This is a genomic window from Rhizobium sp. BK312, from assembly GCF_014193605.1.
Classification (GTDB): Bacteria; Pseudomonadota; Alphaproteobacteria; order Rhizobiales; family Rhizobiaceae; genus Rhizobium.
Genome location: NZ_JACHZP010000002.1, coordinates 736,497 through 756,239 on the forward strand (window position 1 = coordinate 736,497; position 19,743 = coordinate 756,239).

General features: G+C 61.8%; 18 protein-coding genes and 1 pseudogene. 17 read left to right on the plus strand and 2 right to left on the minus strand.

Translation table 11 applies throughout. From position 1 onward, the window contains the following. Positions 1–3 precede the first annotated feature (3 nt). The 4 genes and pseudogenes from FHT85_RS08045 to FHT85_RS30490 form a co-directional block, all read left to right on the plus strand. Positions 4–1,101, plus strand: a complete 1,098-nt coding sequence (locus tag FHT85_RS08045) for an ABC transporter ATP-binding protein (protein ID WP_112412540.1) — start codon at positions 4–6, stop codon at positions 1,099–1,101. Continuing rightward, positions 1,094–2,089: an ABC transporter ATP-binding protein gene (locus FHT85_RS08050; protein WP_112337707.1), complete on the plus strand. Its 996-nt coding sequence runs from the start codon at positions 1,094–1,096 to the stop codon at positions 2,087–2,089. Before FHT85_RS08045 ends, FHT85_RS08050 begins: the two co-directional genes overlap by 8 nt. 11 nt (positions 2,090–2,100) lie before the next feature. Further along, entirely contained in the window at positions 2,101–3,792 is a 1,692-nt protein-coding gene (locus FHT85_RS08055; protein ID WP_112412541.1) for a dihydroxyacetone kinase subunit DhaK, read from the plus strand. A gap of 232 nt (positions 3,793–4,024) precedes the next feature. After that, a pseudogene (locus FHT85_RS30490) lies at positions 4,025–4,099 on the plus strand (DUF736 domain-containing protein); the annotation flags it as partial. A 25-nt stretch (positions 4,100–4,124) separates the two neighbouring features. Here the strand turns inward: FHT85_RS30490 and FHT85_RS08060 are convergent. Next, positions 4,125–5,732, minus strand: a complete 1,608-nt coding sequence (locus tag FHT85_RS08060) for a XylR N-terminal domain-containing protein (RefSeq protein ID WP_112412542.1) — start codon at positions 5,730–5,732, stop codon at positions 4,125–4,127. Positions 5,733–6,060: 328 nt separating this feature from the next. Between FHT85_RS08060 and FHT85_RS08065 the strand changes: the two genes are divergently transcribed. The 10 genes from FHT85_RS08065 to FHT85_RS08110 all read left to right on the plus strand — a co-directional run bounded on the left by FHT85_RS08065 (position 6,061) and on the right by FHT85_RS08110 (position 15,399). Then, positions 6,061–6,879: an SDR family NAD(P)-dependent oxidoreductase gene (locus FHT85_RS08065; protein WP_112337704.1), complete on the plus strand. Its 819-nt coding sequence runs from the start codon at positions 6,061–6,063 to the stop codon at positions 6,877–6,879. 69 nt (positions 6,880–6,948) lie between these two features. Then, complete coding sequence (locus tag FHT85_RS08070) at positions 6,949–8,250, plus strand: ABC transporter substrate-binding protein (RefSeq protein ID WP_246779913.1); 1,302 nt, start codon at positions 6,949–6,951, stop codon at positions 8,248–8,250. Positions 8,251–8,383: 133 nt separating this feature from the next. Then, entirely contained in the window at positions 8,384–9,112 is a 729-nt protein-coding gene (locus tag FHT85_RS08075) for an ABC transporter ATP-binding protein (RefSeq protein ID WP_112337702.1), read from the plus strand. Next, the gene (locus FHT85_RS08080; protein WP_112412544.1) at positions 9,109–9,837 is read left to right on the plus strand and encodes an ABC transporter ATP-binding protein; all 729 of its coding nucleotides are present in this window, start codon (positions 9,109–9,111) and stop codon (positions 9,835–9,837) included. Before FHT85_RS08075 ends, FHT85_RS08080 begins: the two co-directional genes overlap by 4 nt. After that, a complete protein-coding gene (locus FHT85_RS08085) occupies positions 9,824–10,681 on the plus strand; it encodes a branched-chain amino acid ABC transporter permease (protein ID WP_112412545.1) in 858 nt (285 codons plus the stop codon). The genes FHT85_RS08080 and FHT85_RS08085 overlap by 14 nt, the downstream gene beginning before the upstream one ends. 4 nt (positions 10,682–10,685) lie before the next feature. Continuing rightward, positions 10,686–11,723, plus strand: coding sequence for a branched-chain amino acid ABC transporter permease (locus tag FHT85_RS08090; RefSeq protein ID WP_312861332.1), 1,038 nt, complete (start codon positions 10,686–10,688; stop codon positions 11,721–11,723). Further along, positions 11,720–12,733 carry a zinc-dependent alcohol dehydrogenase gene (locus tag FHT85_RS08095; RefSeq protein ID WP_112412546.1) on the plus strand — a complete coding sequence of 338 codons (1,014 nt, stop codon included), beginning with the start codon at positions 11,720–11,722 and terminating at the stop codon, positions 12,731–12,733. Before FHT85_RS08090 ends, FHT85_RS08095 begins: the two co-directional genes overlap by 4 nt. Positions 12,734–12,756: 23 nt before the next feature. Further along, complete coding sequence (locus FHT85_RS08100) at positions 12,757–13,536, plus strand: alpha/beta fold hydrolase (protein ID WP_112412547.1); 780 nt, start codon at positions 12,757–12,759, stop codon at positions 13,534–13,536. 43 nt (positions 13,537–13,579) lie between these two features. After that, positions 13,580–14,806 (plus strand): acyl-CoA dehydrogenase family protein, encoded by a 1,227-nt coding sequence (locus FHT85_RS08105; protein WP_112412548.1) that lies wholly within the window; start codon positions 13,580–13,582, stop codon positions 14,804–14,806. After that, positions 14,803–15,399 (plus strand): flavin reductase family protein, encoded by a 597-nt coding sequence (locus FHT85_RS08110; RefSeq protein ID WP_112412549.1) that lies wholly within the window; start codon positions 14,803–14,805, stop codon positions 15,397–15,399. The genes FHT85_RS08105 and FHT85_RS08110 overlap by 4 nt, the downstream gene beginning before the upstream one ends. Positions 15,400–15,415: 16 nt before the next feature. On the opposite strand, the gene FHT85_RS08115 is transcribed toward FHT85_RS08110, so the two are convergent. Further along, the gene (locus tag FHT85_RS08115; protein WP_112412550.1) at positions 15,416–16,366 is read right to left on the minus strand and encodes a LysR family transcriptional regulator; all 951 of its coding nucleotides are present in this window, start codon (positions 16,364–16,366) and stop codon (positions 15,416–15,418) included. A gap of 79 nt (positions 16,367–16,445) precedes the next feature. Between FHT85_RS08115 and FHT85_RS08120 the strand changes: the two genes are divergently transcribed. From FHT85_RS08120 to FHT85_RS08130, 3 genes are read left to right on the plus strand one after another with little or no spacing between them, the layout of a single operon-like run. Next, complete coding sequence (locus FHT85_RS08120) at positions 16,446–17,327, plus strand: dioxygenase (RefSeq protein WP_112412551.1); 882 nt, start codon at positions 16,446–16,448, stop codon at positions 17,325–17,327. Beyond that, positions 17,324–18,385, plus strand: a complete 1,062-nt coding sequence (locus tag FHT85_RS08125) for a maleylacetate reductase (protein WP_112412552.1) — start codon at positions 17,324–17,326, stop codon at positions 18,383–18,385. The genes FHT85_RS08120 and FHT85_RS08125 overlap by 4 nt, the downstream gene beginning before the upstream one ends. Before the next feature lie 35 nt (positions 18,386–18,420). Next, positions 18,421–19,704, plus strand: coding sequence for an ABC transporter substrate-binding protein (locus tag FHT85_RS08130; protein ID WP_112412553.1), 1,284 nt, complete (start codon positions 18,421–18,423; stop codon positions 19,702–19,704). Positions 19,705–19,743 lie beyond the last annotated feature (39 nt).

A 19,743-nucleotide genomic window follows, 5' to 3' on the forward strand; every position in this document is an offset into this window, starting at 1 on the left:
ATCATGGCGCAAATCAGAATTCACAATGTGCGCAAGGACTTTGGAGCTTTCAACGCGGTGAAGTCTTCCACCTTCACCGTGGAAGATGGGGAGTTCTTTATGCTGCTCGGGCCTTCCGGTTGCGGGAAGACGACCACCCTGCGGATGATGGCCGGTCTCGAGCTGCCAACCAGCGGTGAAATCTATATCGGTGGCGAAGAGGTTGGCATGAAGAGGGCAAGCGAGCGCGATATCGCATTCGTTTTCCAGATGTTTGCTCTTTATCCGCATATGAATGTCCGAAGAAATATTTCCTATCCGTTGGTCAGCCAGGGCATGAGAAAGGCTGAGGTCGCAAAGCGGGTCGCAGAAGTAGCCAAGATCCTGCGGATCGAAAATATCCTCGACAAGCCGATCGGCGGGCTTTCCGGCGGCGACCGGCAGCGTGTGGCGGTAGGCCGCGCCATTGTCCGCAACCCGAAAGCCTTCTTCATGGATGAGCCGCTAGGCGCCCTTGACGCCGAATTCCGCGAACACATGGCGCAAGAGCTGCGGGCGCTGCACGACCGCATGGGCGCCACCACCGTCTATGTCACCCATGATCAGTTGGAAGCCATGCAGATGGGCGACAAGATCGTGGTGATGAACCACGGGGTCGTCGAGCAGTTCGGCAAGCCGCAGGAGATCTATGACTGGCCGGCGACGAAATTCGTGGCAAAGTTCATCGGCTCGCCGCCCATGAATTTCCTGGAGTTCGATGGTTCGGTCGCAACCGGCGGAACTCATGTCAGCCTTGCCGGACACATGGTGAGGGTGCCAATGTCTCGCGAAGAACATGCCGGCAAGCTGGCGCTGGGCGTCAGGCCCGAACACATACGCTTCAACGACGATTCCGCTTATAGAGGGCGGGTCATAGCCGTGGAATATCTGGGTACGACGCAGATCGTCACAATCGACACGCAGCATGGCGAGATCAAGGTTCGTACACCATCCCACCAGGTCGCACATGTCGAAGAACTGATTGGACTGGACTTCGATTCCAGGAGTCTGACGGTCTTCAACTCTGCGACCGGGGCCGCGCTTGTTTCCGAAGCCAACGAGGGAGTGTTGCGCCGTGGCTGAGGTCATCTTGAAGAATATTACGAAATCTTTCGCCGGTCACCGGGCACTCGATGAGCTGTCCATGATCGTTCCCGACGGTTCGTTCGTCGTTCTTCTGGGGCCGACGGGTGCGGGCAAGACGACGACTTTGCGGATGGTGTCGGGCCTCGATAACCCTGATGTCGGCGAGATCATGATCGGTGGACGATCCATGCGCGGACTGACACCGGCGCAGCGCAACGTCGCGATGGTGTTTCAGCAATATTCGCTCTATCCGCACCTTTCGGTACGCCAGAATCTTGAATTTCCACTGAAGTCGCCCTTGCTGAAGACGCCGCAACGCATAATTGACGAGAAGGTGAACACGGTCGCCGAAATTCTCCAGATTTCCCATAAGCTCGACAATAAGGCGACGGCTCTTTCCGGCGGTGAAATGCAACGCGTGTCCATCGGGCGCGCACTGGTCAGAAATCCGCAGATCTATCTCATGGATGAACCGCTGAGCTCGCTTGACGCCAAGCTGCGCGCCGATCTGCGTATCGAGCTTAAGAGCATTCAGGCCAAATCCGGTGCAACCTTGCTTTACGTCACCCACGATCAGGTGGAGGCGATGACGATGGCAACACATGTCGGCGTCCTTCATGAGGGTAGGCTCGCCCAGTTCGGTTCTCCGCGCGAAATTTATGAACAGCCGGTGAGCGTCTACGCCGCCACTCGGCTCGGACAGCCGCGCATCAACGTGCTGCCTGCCGAGCTTTTCCCCGGTGCCCCGGCAAACGCCAAATCGATAGGCCTGCGTCCCGAGCATATCGCTCAAGGCGATGGCCAGGAGGCGACTGTTACCCGTGTCGAGCATCTGGGCGATCAGACGCGCCTGCATCTTTCGTTCAAGAAACACAATTTGATCACCGTCACCGAGGCTCATACGGCCCTCAGAAGTGGCGAGATCGTTAAGATCCAGCCGAACAAGCCGCTCTATTTCGACGCGGCCGGCATGCGCTTGGTTTAAGGGAGGCGAGAATGTCACAGTTCCTCAACAGCAGGGAAAAGGCGGTCACCGAAGCAATCGAGGGCCTTCTCGTTGCATCGGGGGGCGCCCTGAGCCGCCTCGATGGTTTTCCGCATATCCGTGTCGTCGTGCGTTCGGATTGGGATAAGAGCAAGGTCGCGATCGTCTCTGGAGGCGGATCGGGCCATGAGCCGGCTCACGCGGGCTTCGTCGGCAAGGGGATGCTCACCGCAGCCGTCTGCGGAGATATTTTTGCGTCTCCCAGCGTCGATGCAATCCTCGCCGGTATCCTGTCCGTCACAGGGCCGGCCGGCTGCCTCCTGATCGTCAAGAACTATACGGGCGACCGCCTCAACTTCGGTTTGGCGGCGGAGCGTGCTCGCGCCTTTGGCTTGAATGTCAGCATGGTCATTGTGGACGATGACATCGCGTTACCGCATCTCCCGCAATCTCGCGGTGTGGCGGGCACGCTCTTTGTCCACAAGATCGCGGGAGCCTTGTCGGAGAACGATGCTGATTTGGAGACTATCACTGAGGCCGCGCGCCATGTCATTGCGGGCACGCGGTCGATCGGAATGTCGCTCGACACATGCACCGTCCCTGGTTCGCCGAAGGAACATAGGATTCCGGAAGGCCGTGCCGAACTCGGGCTCGGCATCCACGGCGAGGCCGGTGTCGAGCTGGTAGAGTATACCGGCGTCCGAGCTGCGGTTGCCGCCATGGTTGAGCGTCTCGCGGCAACCATGGATGATAGGCCCCATGTCGTGCTCGTGAATAATCTGGGCGGTGCATCGATGCTGGAAATGTCGGTCATTGTCCACGAAATTGCCCGATCGGCTATTTCAGGAAAGATCTCGCACTTGATCGGACCTGCTGCGATGATGACGTCGCTTGACATGCACGGCTTCTCTATCTCGGTCTTTCCTGCCGACAAGAAAGAACTGGCGCTGTTGGCCAAGCCGGTCGCGCTACCGGCTTGGCCAGGCTTGGCAGCGATCAAACCGGCCGCGGCGCTTGCACTCCCGGATGGGCTGACGCCGATTGCTCCTCTCGCATCGAAGCACGAGCCCACCCGCCAGTTTTTGACGGATTGCTGCAATCTTCTCATTCTCTCAGAGATGGATCTGAACGCGCTTGACGCGAAGTCGGGAGACGGTGATACGGGGTCGACCTTGGCCGGCGCGGCACGCGCGCTTATCGACGCGCTCGACCGCCTTCCTCTTTCAGACTATACGCAACTCTTCCGAGCTATGGGGCAGGAACTCAGTCAGACCATGGGCGGATCGTCGGGGGTGCTTCTAGCGATCTTCTTTGCAGCTGCCGGCGATGGAGCGTCGAGTGGGCTCGCCATTCGCGAGGCGCTGCAGGCCGGGCTTTACCGCATGCAGGAGATCGGCGGTGCTCGTCTGGGAGACCGAACCATGGTCGATGCTCTTCTGCCGGCCCTGGATGCACTCAACGGCGGTTTGGCAGCAGCGGCCCATGCAGCTCGCGCCGGCGCAGACATGACTGCTACGCTCGTCCATGCCAAGGCCGGACGCGCCGCCTACATCAATGCCAAGCAACTTGAGGGTCACATTGATCCCGGCGCGGAAGCGGTCGCTCGGTTGTTTGAATATCTGGCAGGTCGCAGCGATCTATCTGGACAGCACGCACTGGACAAGCGACCGGCCAGCGCATCGCCGGCTGGCTATCGACAATGACGCACCTACCATGAGGGAGTTTGACGCGGGACTTCTCGATGGAAAAGTTGATTATGAACTTGCCGGCTTGATCGAAAGTGCCGCGACGTTGCCGGAAGGATGCAAGCGGGCGCGCGGTCGTCTTGGATAGAAGTCGCCACGACCCTATGGTGGATGCCCCAGAGGCGCTGGTGGATATGCTTCTCCCCACGGCGGCGATCAATCGGATCCACACAGCGTCTGCGGCCAAGCGGCGAGCGAAGACGCCCCGGACCTCCGCGTCATCCAACGCAAGACCGGTTTCGAAATCGGCGTAGCCTGGAACCGAGCCATCATGGGCTACGGCATAGCCCTTACTTGCTGCGCCGTGCATTGTCGATACGATAGGCAAGCTGTGCGCGTGTCAGGCCAAGCATGCGAGCGGCCGCCGAAAGGTTCCCTTGTGCCTGCACCATCGCGATCTCATACAAGGAGTGCTCGAGAGCGTTGAGCGAAAATCCGTCGGATCCCAATAGCTGGTTCGGATCGATTGCGCTTTTTCCGGATCCGGTGGCGCTATTGCGTGGATTGGGAGCAAGACGCGCCAATGCGATTTCGATCTGAGCGGCGGAAATCGTCGCCCCGGTGATCAGTGAATTGAGCACGGCGATAAGGACACCACGCATCTGGCGCAAATTGCCCGGCCAAAGTTGCGTCTCGATCAGCTTTTTGGCGCCTGCCTCAAAGCTTGGAGGCTCTAGCCCCATGCGAACTGCAAGTTCCTGTAACATGGCGTGGGCGAGTGCTAGCCGCTCGCCTTCCCGCTCGGCCAACGGTGGCATACGGACGTGCAGCGGCGACAAGACCGAGTGAAGCTCGGTTGAAAAGGCCGGCATCTCCGATTCCTGGCAGTCATCCGCTATCGCAAGAATGCGCGGGCCTCCTTCCGCCATGCCCTCCTCGACGGCCCGGGCAAAATGCGGTTGAATGTCGGCGGGTATGGTTTCGACAGCGTCGATAACGATCGTCTCGCGCTGAGGCGCGCGGCGGGTTGCCTTAACCGGTCGTGCGAGCTCGGCGCAAAGCGCAAGGTCGACTTGCATCCCAACTACCCGCCGTAGATTGGTGGCAGTGGCAGCAGATCCGCGATGCAGATAGCGCGCGGCAATGCCGCGTCCCGTCCCCGGCGCACCGGTTATCAGCACGGGCAGGGTTGTGGCCGCGAGGCGGTCGAGTCGGTCGCGCACCGGCATAAGTATCAGGCGGTCGAGGCTGGAGAGGGATGTGCTGGCAGCGCGCGCGGCGCTGCTGCGCGAAGCAGGGACGGTGCTGATGTCGTCGGCAACATCGATACGCTCGCGGAAAAGCATCACCTCTGGATCGTTGAGGCCCCAGCCATCGGCTGGCTTTCCGACTACCCGGCAATGGCTGTGGCCCTGCGCCGCGCATTCGATCTCCTTGTACACGATCAGCGTATCAAAGAACTCGCTGGCATAACCTGAAGCGTAGCCAAGCTGCGTCCAGCAAACGGGTTCAGATGCCAGTCGCGTCTTACTAAATTCGGCGGCTTCGACGCTGTCGCGCCAAAGGAATTCGGCAGAAAATCGCTTTTTGCGAAAGTCGTAGGTGTTGAAGACGGTCTCGACACGCACCACGCCGCTGAAGGTATGCAGCCGCGTCCCGGCCGTGAAGGCATCGCCTATGTCAAGATTTGGCCAGCCGGCGCGCACGAAGCGTGCGTCCGACCGGCCGGACATGAAGCCCAGGCGCAAAAGGAAGACGCGCGCCTCCTTCTCGCCGAGCAAGCGCACGAGTTCCCGCCTCAGATCGGAAAGGGCGGACGCGCGCTGCATAACGATGCGCGCGCCATTCAGCTGGATCGTTCCGTCATTCGGATTGAAGACCAGGCCGGAGAGAAGTTGCCGGACGGTCGGATTGCCGCCTCGATCCAGCATTCTCGAAGATTCGACCAATCCCTGCATCAATACCTCTTCTGCGTAGCGAGCGGTTCGGCGATCCTTTTTAGGATGGCCGCTTTATGATTTGATGAAGTCATTTCATCTTTTCAGCAAGCGGTCGCCTTGACAAGTCCACGTAGGGAGGAGAGTTCTTTTAAAGAATATCGTTCTGTTTCAAGTTATTGGAGTTTACCCGGAGAACTTCTCCGCATTCGCTGTCAGTGTTATTTGACAGGCCGCTCAGATTTCTCGTCCTAATGAACCAATTCTGCTGCGTCGGGGAGGGCAAGGCAGAATGGAGGAGTTCGAGCCAAGGCTCGGGCATGCCGCCCCTGGCGGCACGGGAGGAAAAATGACGAGCTTGCAGGATATGTTCGATGTTCGCGGCAAATCGGTCATTGTGACCGGCGGTGCGAGTGGCATAGGACGGGCCTATGCGGAGGTAATGGCGGACAATGGAGCGCGTGTCTGCATTTTCGATATGGATGCGGACAATCTCGACCGTGTGGTGGCGGAAATCGCCCGAGATGGAGCTGAAGTCTGCGGTCTGGAGATCGATGTCTCGGATCGGGCGACCATGGCGGCTGCTTTCGATGCCGTGGCCGAGCGTCATGGACGGATCGACGTCGTCTTTGCAAATGCCGGAATCGATGCCGGGCCTGGCTTTCTGTCTACAACAGGCGAGCGGCTCAAGGACGGAGCCATCGATGTTCTCGACGATCATCACTGGGATCGAGTGATCGAGGTCAATCTCTCCTCGGTCTATACAACCGTCAAGCATGCGGCCCGCCATATGAAGGCGACGGGAGGCGGTCGTATCATCGTCACCTCGTCCATCGCTGCTCAGATCAATGAGGCAATCGTCGGTACGCCCTATATGCCAGCCAAGGCAGGCGTCGACCATTTCGTACGCCAGATGGCGATGGAATTGGGGCAGTTCGGTATTCTCGTCAACTGTATCTCGCCTGGTCCCTTCATGACCAACATTGCCGGCGGCAGGCTGCGAATACCGGCGGACCGCAAGGCGTTCGAACAGCAGTCGCTGATTGGGCGGATCGGCGATCCCGAGGATATCAAGGGGCTTGCTCTCTATCTAGCGTCGCCCTGCTCGTCCTACGTCACAGGCAGCCAGATTGTCATCGACGGAGGTTCGATGCACCGCATCAAATAAATGAACTTTGCCGGATGCGGGAGGAGGAAATCGCAGCCGGCGAGTGAGATTCAGAGGGAGGATAAAATAATGGAATCGAAAAGCAGTTTGTCGATGCCTTCGCGCCGCACGGTGCTGAAGGGAATAGGCGCTGGCCTTGCTGCCTCGGCGCTCGCTGCGCCGATGATTGCCCGCGCGCAATCGGCCGGTACCATCAAGGTCGGCTTCATCACGCCAGCGACCGGGCCTCTCGCCCTTTTCGGTGAGACCGACGGCTGGGCGCTGGAAAAGATCAAGGAACAACTCAAGGGCGGGCTGGATACGGCGGCCGGCCACTTCAATGTCGAATTCCTGATCCGCGACAGCCAGTCGGACCCCAACAAGTCCGCGGAAGTTGCCGGCGATCTCATTCTCAATGAGGGCGTTCACCTGCTACTGCCGGCCTCGACGACCGATACTGTAAGTCCTGCTGCCGATCAGGCTGAACTCAATGAATGCCCCTGCATCTCGACGGGCGCGCCCTGGCAGGCGATCATCTTTCCGCGCGGTGGCAAAGACAAGCCGTTCAAGTGGACCTATCACTTCTTCTGGGGCCTGGACGAAGCGCTGAACACCTATGTCGGCCTCTGGAACACGCTGGAAAGCAACCGCAAGGTCGGCATGCTGTTTCCGCAGAACGCGGATGGTGAAACATGGGGCAACATGGATTACGGCCTGCCTGCCCCTACCAAGAAAGCCGGCTTCGAAATCGTCGTTCCCGGCTTCTTCCAGCCGCGCACCAACGATTTTTCGGCGCAAATATCGGCTTTCAAGCAAGCGAACTGCGATATCATCGGCGGTATCGCCTATCCGGCCGATTTGAAGACCTTCGTCAACCAGTGTGCCCAGCAGGGCTATAAGCCGAAGGCGATTACGGTCGCGGCCGCGTTGCTCTTCGCCTCGGGCGTGGAAGCCATGGGCTCGCTCGGTGAGGGTATGTCTTCGGAAGTCTGGTGGACACCGGCCTTTCCATTCAAGTCGACGCTGACCGGTCAGGTGAGCCGGGATCTCGCAGACCAGTGGGAAGCGGAAAAGAAGAAGCAGTGGACGCAGCCGCTCGGCTACAGCCACGCTATCCTCGAAGTGGCGATCGACGTTCTCAAGCGTTCCAAGAACCCGCTCGACCGCGCCGCCAACCTCGAGGCGGTTGTTGCCACCAACATGCAGACACTGATCGGCCCGGTCAATTTTGCCAAGGGACCGCACCAAAATGTGGCGACCTCACCGATTTTCGGCGGGCAATGGGTCAAGGGCGACAAGTGGCCCTACGACCTGAAGATCGTCGACAATACCGTCAACAAGCTCTTCCAGCCGGAACGCAAGATCGTGCCGCTGCCCTGGCGGACTGCCTAAGCAAGGCGTGAAGCCAAGGCAAAGCGAGATGCCGCTCCTGCTCGATGCGATCGGGCCGGGGCGGATTGGACGGAGGATCGGAAGGGCGCGCCTAAACGCGCCGCCGGCGGCAAAAAAGCCGGGGTGGAGGAGCATGGAAAACGGCGTACTACTCGAGGCACGCGACCTCAGCAAATCGTTCGGGGCCCTCAAGGTCTTGCACGAGGTGAGTTTTACGGTCAGCTCTGGCGAGGTTCTGGGCATCGTCGGACCGAATGGAGCCGGCAAGACAACCCTATTCAACCTGATCAGCGGCGACATGCGCGTCGATGGCGGCGAGTTGATCTTTGACGATCAGAAACTCGTTGGCCAGCCGCCCTATCGCCGTTGCAAGATCGGCATCGGCCGGACCTACCAGATCCCGCGTCCCTATGTCGGTATGACGACCTTCGAGAACCTGCTCGTCGCCGCCTTTTTCGGCAGCGGCGCCAAGGATGCCGAGAGCTATCGACGTTGCGCGGAGATCCTCAGGGCTTGCGAGCTGTCCGACAAGGCGAACCGTTCGGCCGGCTCGCTGACGCTGCTCGACCGTAAGCGGCTGGAACTCGCGCGTGCGCTCGCCTCGTCGCCGAAGCTCCTGTTGCTCGACGAGATTGCCGGTGGGCTTACCGACGAGGAGGGAAGGGCGCTCGTCTCGCTTATTCGCCGCATCCGCGACAGTGGCGTCACCATCGTCTGGATCGAACATGTGCTGCACGCGCTGCTCGCCGTTGCCGACCGCATGCTGGTGCTGAATTTCGGGGAGAAGATCGCGGAAGGTGTGCCGGCCGAAGTCATCCAAAGTCCGGAGGTGCGAAGGGTCTATATGGGGGTCGAGGCATGAGTGCAGCACTGCTTTCCACACACGGACTGGTCGCTCACTACGGCGATTTTCAGGCTCTTTACGGTATCGACTTCGAGATTGCCGCGGGCGAGGTCGTCGCCCTGATCGGGGCCAATGGTGCCGGCAAGTCGACGCTTCTGAAATCGATCATGGGCCTTCTGAGCGTTGCGCCAGGCATGGTACAGCTCGATGGCCGGCCGGTCGGAGGCGCCAAGCCGCATCGGATGGTGGCCGACGGCGTAGCGATCGTGCCCGAGGGCCGTCGCCTCTTTGTCGGCATGTCGGTGATCGACAATCTGCGCGTCGCCATCGACCACGCCGGCAAATCCGCTGCCGTTGGCTGGACGCTGGAGCGCTTGTTCGCGCTCTTTCCGTTCCTGAAGGAAAAGCAGGCCGTGCCTGTGGAATCCCTGTCTGGCGGGCAGCAGCAGATGGTGGCGATCGGCAGGGCGTTGCTCAGCCAGCCGCGCGTACTTCTGTGTGACGAAATCAGCCTCGGCCTGGCACCGAAGGTGGTGAAGGAAATCTACCAGGCGCTGCCGTCGATCTGTGAAACCGGTACGGCGATCGTGCTGGTGGAGCAGGACGTGGGGCTCGCTCGCTCCTCGTCGAACCGGCTCTACTGCATGCTTGAGGGACACGTCAGCCTCACCGGCCGATCGGCTGACGTCTCGCGCGAAGCGATTGGCGAAGCTTATTTCGGAGGGGCTCATGCAGTGGCTTGACGGGCTCATCCAGGGCATTCTTCTCGGCGGCCTCTATGCCCAATACGCGCTTGGCATGGCGCTGATGTTCGGCGTCATGCGCGTCGTCAACATCACCCATGGCGACCTGGTGATCCTCCTGGCGCTGATCGGCATCAGCCTGGCCACCACTTTCTCGCTCGGCCCGTGGTCGGTACTGGTGATGCTCGTGGTGCTTGGGGCCGTCATCGGCGTCATCCTGCAGCGGCTCATCCTCAACCGTGTCGTCGGTGCCGATCCGCTTCCCTCGCTGATTGCCACTTTCGGGCTCTCCATCGCCCTGCAGAACGCCATGCTGCAGATATGGTCAGCCGACACTCGCTCGCTAGGCGGCGGCGACATCGTGCATGCCTCCTTCCAACTCGGGCCTCTCTTTGTCGGCGTCTTGCCAGTGATCGTGCTTCTGACGGCGACCGTGCTGACCGGCGGCCTCGACGTGGCGTTGCGCTCGACACGCTTTGGCCGTGCCCTGCGCGCAGCTTCGGCCGATGTAGAAGCCGCGGCGCTGACCGGTGTCAACCCGAAGACGGTCTACACCGGGGCAACGGCAATCGCTGTCGCGATCCTCGGCTTTGCCGCAGTCTTCCAGTCGTTGCGTTCGACGGTGGCGCCTGCCGACGGGGCGTTCCAGCTGATTTACGCCTTCGAGGCTGTCATCATCGGCGGCATGGGCTCGATCTGGGGCGCCTTTTTCGGAGCGATGGCGCTCGGGGTCAGCCAGTCCGTCGGTTTCCGCATCGATCCCGGGTTCGGGATCCTCGCCGGCCACTTCGTTTTTCTGATCATCCTCGCCCTGCGTCCCCAGGGCTTCCTAGGAAGGGGTTGAAGCCGTGACCAATGCGTTCGCCGCCCGTTTGACCGATGCCATCCCGCGGCCCGCCGTGCGCGTACAGCGCCAGACGCGCTCGAGCCTGATTGCACTCGTTATCAGCGTCGCGCTGCTCGCGGCCGTCGCTTCGATGCCGCTCTGGGCAAGCCAAGGCCTCATCCGCGACGTCGTCGAACTGTGCTGTTACATCACCGTCGCGCAGATGTGGAACCTGCTCGCCGGTTATGGTGGCCTTGTCTCCGTGGGCCAGCAGGCCTTCGTCGGTGCGGCCGCCTATGCGATGTTCATCATGGCGCAGCTTTGGGGCTTGAGCCCTTTCCTCGCCGTGCCTTTGTCGGTCATCGCACCGGCGATACTGGCGGCACTCACTTATGGCCTGCTCCATCGCCTCGACGGTCCATATTTCGCCATCGGTACCTGGGTGGTGGCGGAAGTCATGCGCCTTGCTACGTCCGTCTTCAGCTATGTCAATGCCGGCGCCGGCATGAGCCTGCGTGTCATGTCGAGCTATACGCCTGGCGAACGCGCAATCGGCATTTCGATACTGGCGGCACTGATGCTGCTTGTCGCCGTTGGTGGCAGCTATCTGCTGTTGCGTTCGCGCTATGGCTTGGCGCTGGTCGCCGTCCGCGACAATCCGATTGCCGCGGCAAGCCAGGGCGTCAACGTCGGCCTCCTGAAATTCCTGATCTGGGTGGCCGCCGCCGTCGGTACCGGCCTTGCCGGTGCCATCTACTTCATGGCGCAGCTACGCATCACGCCGCCGGCTGCCTACAGCCCGACCTGGGCGAACGTGTCGATCTTCATCGTCATGGTCGGCGGGCTCGGCTCGCTCGAAGGGGTGCTGATTGGCGCGCTTGTCTATTTTGTCGCCGACCGTCTATTCGGACAGTACGGCGCCACCTATCTCGTCGTCCTCGGGCTGCTCACCCTCATCATGGCCCTTTTTGCCCGCGGTGGCCTCTGGGGATTGATCCAGAAGGCCACAAACGCCTCCTGGTTCCCGACGAGGCGCACGCTTCTGGAGGACCCGCGATGAGGGCGGCATTATTCGAGGCAGTCGGACGACCGCTCGATGTCAAAACGATCGAAACGCCGCAACCCGGCGCCGACGAGGTATTGCTGCGCGTTGCCGCCTGCGGCATCTGCGGCTCCGACCTTCACATGACGGAAGATCCCGAAACCTTCGCGCTCAAAAGAGGCGGCGTCCTCGGCCATGAAATTTCCGGCGAAGCGGTGGCCTGTGGCACTAAGGTCGCGAATTTCAAATCCGGCGACCGGGTCGCCGTCGCGCCGATGCGCGGCTGCGGTCATTGCGACAGCTGCTCGCGCGGCGAACCCGCGTGGTGCGCCGAGATGCGGCTGATCGGCGGCGGCTATGCTGAATTCATCACCGTCGCTGCCCGTCAGTGCCGTCGGCTGCCGGACGATTTGCCGACCGAGGAGGGGGCTCTGGCCGAGCCGGTTGCAGTCGGCCTGCATGCGGTCACGCGTTCGGGGTTGAAGCCGGGCAACCGTGTGCTGGTCCTCGGTGCAGGCCCGATCGGCCTGCTCGTCGCCTTTTGGGCCAGACGGCTCGGCGCCGCCCATGTCGTCGTTGCCGATCTGAACCGCCATCAGGCAGAGCGCGCGGCAGAAATAGGCGCTACCGCCTTTGCTCTCTCGGGTGAGGGCCTGGCGGAGGAGTTTCGCGCATTGACCGGAGGCGCACCCGACATCGTCTTTGAATGCGTCGGCAAACGCGGGTTGATCGATGCTGCCTGTCGGCTGGTACGCGCGCACGGTACGGTGGTCGCGGTCGGCCTCTGTGTCGGCGGCGACACATGGGATCCATTTGCCGCGATTTCCAAGGAAATACAGGTGATCTTCGCCGTGTTCTTTACCATGGCGGAGTTCGACATGGCGCTGCAGGCGCTCGGCCCCGGCCGCCATCGGCCGCAGGCACTGGTGACCGGCCGGATCGGTCTTGCCGCTTTACCAGACGCATTCGAGGCGCTCAGGCGGCGCACAACGCAATGCAAGGTGCTGATTATGCCCGCAGTCGGCTGAAACGGCATTGGAGGAGGATTGGAATGAATTTCGAAACGGTGCATTACGACATCGAGGGCGTCGCGACCGCTGTACGAGTCATCGGCAAAGGCCCGGCCGTGCTCGCGCTGCATGGCGCCGCCACCATCGAAGGCACGGAATGGGCGCGGGGCCTCGCCGATCGCTTCCGCGTCTATTTGCCCCACCATCCCGGCTTTGGCGACAGTGACGAGGCGCCGCATGTCACCGGCATGCAGGACATCATTGTCCACAACCTGCATCTGGTCGCCGCCCTCGATCTTGATCGACCGCATCTCCTCGGCCATTCCATGGGCGGCTGGATGGCCGCCGAAATGGCCGTCGTCGCCGGCGAGCGTTTTGGCAAGCTGGTGCTGAATGCGCCGGCTGGCCTCAACGATCCAGATCACCCCGGCGCCGACCTGTCGGCGATCAGGCCCGAGGCGCTACCCGGCTATCTCTCGCATAATGTCGACGTTGCCCTGCGTTATTTTCCAGGCGGAGCTGAATGCCCACCGCTCGACACCTTCCTTGCCGCCCGCGAGAAGGAGGCGCGGGCGCTCGGCAACATCGTCAAGGCCCACGGCATGGGCCATCCCAATCTCGGCCGTTGGCTTTCCCGCATCCCGAACGAGACGCTGATCGTCTGGGGCGAGAAGGACCGAATGCTGCCCGCTTCGCAGGCGCCGCTCTGGGAGAAACGCATCCCGAACGCCCGCACCCTCATGGTGCCGGAGGTCGGCCATTTCGCCATGCAGGAGGACCCGCGCGTGGTGACCGCCATCGGCGATTTCCTTGCCGGCTGAGACAGCTTGCCGCGAGAACACACCAGATTGTCAGGAGGAACAGATGAACGCACCTTTGAAACATAGTGCCGGATATTGGGGCACCAAGACAAACTTCGCCAGCCTTCTCGAGCATATCAGCAAGATCGGGCCGGTTCTTGAAGAAAACGCCGTGGCCACCGAAAAGCTCGGCAAGCTGAACGAGCCCACTTTCAAGGCGCTGAAGCCGCTGCGTATGTCACATATCTTCGCGACCGAGGAACTCGGCGGCGCACAGCTTTCGCCGACGCAAGGCCTGCAGCTGATCGAAGCCATCACCTACCACAGTGGCGCTGCCGGCTGGGTGTCGATGGTGCATGCCTGCATCGGGGCGATGTCTGCCGCCTTCCTGCCCGACACCGCGATCTCGCGGCTCTTCGGCGGCGGCACCGACAATCGTTTTTCGGGGCAGGGCACGCCAACCGGCATGCTGAAGAAAGTCGATGGCGGCTATCTGTTGAATGGCAAATGGTCTTATGCGAGCGGCATTCACCACGCGACATTCACCCATACCGCCGCCCTGCTCGACGACGGTGATGGTCATCCGGCCAAGGATGAGAATGGTAATGTCGTGGTGCTCTGCGCCCACGCACCGGTCGGCGAGCATGGACTGCTCGGCAATTGGAGCGTGCTCGGCCTGCAGGGAACCGGCAGCATCGACTACGACGCCAAGGACGTCTTCATCGCCGACGACATGGTTTTTCCGATCATGACCGCCGAGCCGCAGCGCCAGAAGGAATTCTTCAGCCTCGGCGTCGTCGGGCTGGCTGCCATCGGCCATTCAGGCTGGGCGATCGGCGCATCCCGCCGTATGCTCGATGAAATGGCCAAGTTTGCTGTGACCAAAACCGGCCGCGCCGGCATGCTCGGCGAGAGTGATAAATTTTGGTTCGATTACGGCCGGGCGGAAGCCCGCGTGCGCGCCGCCCGCGCCTTTTTGTTTGAGGTCTGGCGCGACGTGGAGGCCTCGATCGAGGCGGGCAAGCGCGTCTCGACGCGCCAGATCACCCTCGTGCATCTCGCCAAGTCGGAAGTGCACGAGGCGGGCGTGGATGCATGCCACTTCGTCTATCGCGCTGCCGGTGGTGCGTCGCTGCGCGATGGCATTATGCAGCGCACCTACCGCGAGATGCTGGTGGCGGCCAACCACTTTACCATTAACACTAACATTGTCGGCGCCGCCGGCCGCGAGATCGGCGGGCTATGGAGCGACCGCGTCTGGCAGTTCTACGATCTGGTCGAGAAGAAATGACGGCGCGGTCCGAAAAGCAGGAGCGAGCAGCTCAGCCGACGGCCGGCGCCGGCGTGACGGAGGCGTTCATGGTGGCCTTCCGCCACCATCCGGCGGGTGTCGCCATCATCACCGCCGATCCCGGAGACGGGCCAGTGGCTCTGACGGTGAGCTCGCTGATCTCGATCAGCGCCTTGCCGCCGACGGTTGCTTTCTCCCTGTCGGATAATTCCTCCAGTGCGCACGCAGTGCGTCGGGCGGAGACGGTGGTTGTGCATTTCGTGCGCCGCAGCGACATGGAGCTTGCCCGACTCTGCGCCACCCGTGGCAGGGATCGCTTCGGGCCTGACATCCGTTGGGCGAGGCTCGAAAGCGGCGAGCCGTATTATCCGGATGTCGGCCTCTGGTTCCGGGCGGCGGTTCGCGGACTGTTTCCGGTCCCCGGAGCCTGCCTTGTCTCAGCCGAACTTCTTGAGGCTTCACCCGGGGCAGGAGAGGGGCTGGCGGATGACGCGTTGGTCTATGCCAATCGCGGCTGGCATGGACTGCGCCCGATCGCTGACGCCGGCCTGGCGCCGTTGTTCTTGTGGCCTGACGATTCGGCAACCTTTTGAGGAGCGCCGTAAGCCTTCAGAGGCTCCAGATTACCGCCTGTTCATGGCGCTTGATCAGGTGTCTGAGGTCTTCGAAGCTCTTGCGAATATGAGCGCAGAAGGCCTCGACTGCCGGTACGCGGATTTCCTCGGTGCGCCGCAGGAGACCGAGCGCGCGCTCGGGATGAGGAATATTGACCGGCAGCGCCGTGATCGACTTGTCGTTGCGATAGGCGAAGACGACGCTGTGCGGCAGGATGGTGAGCGCATCGCTCGCCTTCAGATAGTTGATTGCGCTCACCAGCGAGCCGCCGGAATAGCGGATTTTCGCCTCGGTGGCGCCGAGCGAGAGGACGAGACTGTGCAGATCGGCAAACAGCGGGCTGCCGGAGGGCGGGGCGATCCAGGGATAATCGAGAAGTTCCGCAGGCGCGAGCTTGCGTCTCAGGAGAAGCGGATGCGTTACACGGCAGGCGACGACGTTGCGGCCGGGAAGCAGCTCCTGGAAGCGCATGCCGGAGCCCTCGTCCAGCACGTCGATCGGGCAAATGGCAAGGTCGATGCGATCGGCGTCGATCGCCGCCCGCAGATCCGGAAGGTAACCGTAGCTCTGCTCGATGCGCACGTCCGGTGTGGCATTCTGGAACTCGGCGATCATGCCGGAGATCAGCGCATCCATGAAGAAGGGCGTGCCGCCGATGCGCACCACGCCCGTCCGTCCGTGTCGGAAGCCGTCGACAAGCGACGAGGCCTTGCGCGCTGCCACCAGCATGGCTTGACCGTGGTCGGCGAGCGCCCTGCCGAGCGGGGTCGGCTGCAACGGCCGCCGGCCCTTGACGAACAGCGGTTCTCCGAGCCGCTTTTCCAGCATGGCAAGGGTACGCGACACCGCCGGCTGAGTGAGCCCGAGCAGGGCCGCGCCCTCCGTCACACCGCCGGCCTGTACGACGGCGGCAAGCTGAATCAGGTGTCGTTCATCGAGCTTCATAGCAATCAGGTATATTAAATAGGAGAAAAATCATCAACTGCTACGTTTCGAACTGATAACGTGCAGTTGAGGAGAAAGCATGGGGATCACGTCTTTTACAGAAGCGGATTCGGCTGCCCTTGTGGCAGAGCGACTGGCGCAGTGTGCAGGACCGCTGCCGGCCTTCATTACAGCGTTGGTCGGACATATCCACCAGGCCATCAAGGAAACACGGCCGACCCATGCGGACTGGCGACACGCCATCGAATTTCTGACCGAAGTTGGTCACGCAAGTGATCATAAGCGGCAAGAATGGGTACTGCTCTCCGATCTTCTGGGTGTGACGGCGCTGGTGGAGGAGATCAACACCCGCCGACCGAAGGGGGCTACGCCCAACACCGTGCGCGGCCCGTTCTACCGCGCCGATGCGCCGCGGCTTATGTCGGGTGCGGACATATCGCTCGACGGCATCGGCGAGCCGCTGGCTGTCAATGCTCGCGTCACCGACCTCGACGGAAATCCCGTCGCCGGCGCGAAGGTCGAGACATGGCAGGCGAATGCGCAGGGATTTTACGAGAACCAGCAGCCGGATCTCCAGCCGGAGTTCAATCTGCGTGGCGTTTTCAGCACCGACGCAGATGGCGGCTTTTCCTATAGGACGGTTCGACCGGGCGGTTATACCGTGCCCTGCGACGGACCGGTCGGACGGATGCTGCATGCGATTGGCTATCCGCTGCGCCGCCCCGCGCATCTCCATTTTACTATCACTGCGCCCGGCTTCCAGACGATCAGCACCCACGTCTATGACGGGCGCGATCCGCATCTGTCGCAGGATGCACTATTTGGCGTCAAGCAGGAGCTGGTTGGCACCTTCCTGCCCGTTGGCAGCCTCGATGGGCCGGCGCCGGTCAGGGACAATGGCTGCTCGCTCGATTTCACCTTCGTAATGGTGCGGGCGCGAGAGGAGCGCAGGTCAGCATGACACTCGATTTTTCCTATCAGCCGCATTCGACACGCGTCGTCTTTGCTTCCGGAGCGAGCGCCGGTGTTGCCCCATGGATCGAAACGCTGGGCTGCCGCCGCGCGCTAGTGCTGACGACGCCGCAGCAGGCCGCTGACGGCGAGGCGCTGGCCGCTCGTCTTGGCGCGCTTGCCGTGGGCACGTTCGCGGGTGCGACGATGCACACCCCGGTCGATGTCACCGAGCAGGCCCTGGCGCGCGCGGCCGCGATTCAGGCCGATTGCGTCGTGTCGCTCGGCGGCGGCTCGACCACCGGTCTTGGCAAGGCAATGGCCTACCGTACCGACATTCACCAGATTGTCGTGCCGACCACCTACGCCGGTTCGGAAGTAACGCCGATCCTCGGTCAGACGGAAAGCGGCATCAAGACGACGGTTCGCAGCCCGAAGATCGTGCCGGAGGTGGTCATCTACGATCCTGAACTGACGCTTGGCCTGCCGGTCGCTATGAGCATCACCAGCGGGCTCAATGCCATCGCGCACGCCGCCGAAGGTCTCTATGCCGATGACCGCAACCCCATCACTACCATGATGGCGATCGAGGGTATGCGCGCCTTTGCCGAGGCGCTGCCGGTGATCGTCAAGGCGCAGCGGGATGCCGAGGCGCGGGAAAAGGCACTCTACGGCGCCTGGCTCTGCGGCACCGTGCTTGGGCAAATTTCCATGTCGCTGCATCACAAGATTTGCCACACGCTGGGTGGCAGTTTCGACACGCCGCATGCAGAGACACACGCGATCATGCTGCCGCATACGATCGGCTTCAATGCTGCGGCGGTGCCGGAGCTGCTTGCACCGATCGGGGACATTTTCGGTGGCACGCCGGGCCAGGGGCTCTACGATTTCGCCAAATCCGTTGGCTCGCCGCTGGCGCTGAAGGATTTCGGCCTCACCGAGAGCGATCTCGACCGCGCCGCCGAAATCGCCACTCGCAACCCTTATGCCAATCCGCGGCCGATCGACCGAGCCTCGATCCGAACGCTGCTTCAGGACGCATGGGCGGGAGAACGCCCGCCACTCTAAAACGCTTGTGTTTACTTTGGGAGGAGGAAACCAAAATGTTTACGAGACGTAACCTGCTGAAAACCGCAGCAGCGACCAGCGCGCTTGCCGCAACATCCAGCCTGGCCATGCCAGCGATCGCCAAGGGAGCGGCGATCAAGCTCGGCTATGTCAGTCCGCAGACCGGGCCGCTTGCCGCCTTCGCCGAGGCCGACAAGTTCATCCTCGACGGCTTCCTGGCCAAGACCAAGGCCGCCGGGCTCGATTATGAAATTATAGTCAAGGATAGCCAGTCCAACCCGAACCGCGCCGCCGAAGTCGCCAAGGAGTTGATCGTCAGGGACGAGGTCAATCTCGTGCTCGTCGCATCGACGCCGGAAACCACCAATCCGGTCGCCACCACCTGCGAGGCGGAAGAGATGCCCTGCATCTCGACGGCGGCGCCCTGGCAGCCCTGGTTCATCGGTCAGCAAGCCAATCCAGGCGATCCGTCGTCGTGGAAGCCCTTCAACAGCACCTTCCATTTCTTCTGGGGCCTGGAGGATGTGATCGCTGTCTACACAAACATGTGGCAACAGCTGGAAACCAACAAGAAGGTGGGCGGCCTCTTCCCGAACGACGGGGATGGCAATGCCTGGGGCGATAAAGTGGTGGGTTTCCCGCCGGTTCTCGAAAAAGGCGGTTACACCCTCGCCGATCCCGGCCGCTACCAGAACATGACCGATGATTTCTCCGCACAGATCAATGCCTTCAAGTCGGGCAACTGCGAGGTCATCACTGGCGTCATGATCCCGCCGGACTTCACCACCTTCTGGAACCAGGCAAAACAACAGGGCTTCCATCCGAAAATCGCCTCCATTGGCAAGGCCATCCTGTTCCCTCAAGCGGTCGAGGCCCTGGGCAAAAGCGGTCACAATCTGTCCTGCGAGGTCTGGTGGTCGGCCAGTCATCCTTTCAAGTCCTCGCTGACGGGAGAAAGCGCCGCGGAACTCGCCGCAGGCTTTACCAAAGCCACAGGCCGGCCCTGGACGCAGCCGATCGGCTTCGTTCACGCGCTCTTCGAGGTGGCTGCGGATGTCATGAAGCGGGCGGACCCGACGGACAGCGCGGCTGTAATCAAGGCGATCGCGGCGACCAAGCTGGACACGATCGTCGGTCCGGTCGCCTGGGACGGTGCCAATGTTCCGCCTTTTGCCGCGAAGAACGTGGCCAAGACACCGCTCGTTGGCGGTCAGTGGAGATTGAAGGACGGCGGTGGCTACGATCTCGTCATCACCGACAACAGGACCGCTCCCAATATTCCCACGGGCGGCAAGATGGAGCCGATCGCCTCGGCGTGATGCGCTGCCGGGGGCTGCCCCGGAGGCGGTCATGCGCCG

Coding starts and splice junctions, on each gene's coding strand:
- FHT85_RS08045 (WP_112412540.1), top strand. CDS start 4: ATGGCGCAAATCAGAATTCACAATGTGCGCAAGGACTTTGGAGCTTTC.
- FHT85_RS08055 (WP_112412541.1), top strand. CDS start 2,101: ATGTCACAGTTCCTCAACAGCAGGGAAAAGGCGGTCACCGAAGCAATC.
- FHT85_RS08060 (WP_112412542.1), bottom strand. CDS start 5,732: ATGCAGGGATTGGTCGAATCTTCGAGAATGCTGGATCGAGGCGGCAAT.
- FHT85_RS08065 (WP_112337704.1), top strand. CDS start 6,061: ATGACGAGCTTGCAGGATATGTTCGATGTTCGCGGCAAATCGGTCATT.
- FHT85_RS08070 (WP_246779913.1), top strand. CDS start 6,949: ATGGAATCGAAAAGCAGTTTGTCGATGCCTTCGCGCCGCACGGTGCTG.
- FHT85_RS08075 (WP_112337702.1), top strand. CDS start 8,384: ATGGAAAACGGCGTACTACTCGAGGCACGCGACCTCAGCAAATCGTTC.
- FHT85_RS08080 (WP_112412544.1), top strand. CDS start 9,109: ATGAGTGCAGCACTGCTTTCCACACACGGACTGGTCGCTCACTACGGC.
- FHT85_RS08085 (WP_112412545.1), top strand. CDS start 9,824: ATGCAGTGGCTTGACGGGCTCATCCAGGGCATTCTTCTCGGCGGCCTC.
- FHT85_RS08095 (WP_112412546.1), top strand. CDS start 11,720: ATGAGGGCGGCATTATTCGAGGCAGTCGGACGACCGCTCGATGTCAAA.
- FHT85_RS08100 (WP_112412547.1), top strand. CDS start 12,757: ATGAATTTCGAAACGGTGCATTACGACATCGAGGGCGTCGCGACCGCT.
- FHT85_RS08105 (WP_112412548.1), top strand. CDS start 13,580: ATGAACGCACCTTTGAAACATAGTGCCGGATATTGGGGCACCAAGACA.
- FHT85_RS08110 (WP_112412549.1), top strand. CDS start 14,803: ATGACGGCGCGGTCCGAAAAGCAGGAGCGAGCAGCTCAGCCGACGGCC.
- FHT85_RS08115 (WP_112412550.1), bottom strand. CDS start 16,366: ATGAAGCTCGATGAACGACACCTGATTCAGCTTGCCGCCGTCGTACAG.
- FHT85_RS08120 (WP_112412551.1), top strand. CDS start 16,446: ATGGGGATCACGTCTTTTACAGAAGCGGATTCGGCTGCCCTTGTGGCA.
- FHT85_RS08125 (WP_112412552.1), top strand. CDS start 17,324: ATGACACTCGATTTTTCCTATCAGCCGCATTCGACACGCGTCGTCTTT.
- FHT85_RS08130 (WP_112412553.1), top strand. CDS start 18,421: ATGTTTACGAGACGTAACCTGCTGAAAACCGCAGCAGCGACCAGCGCG.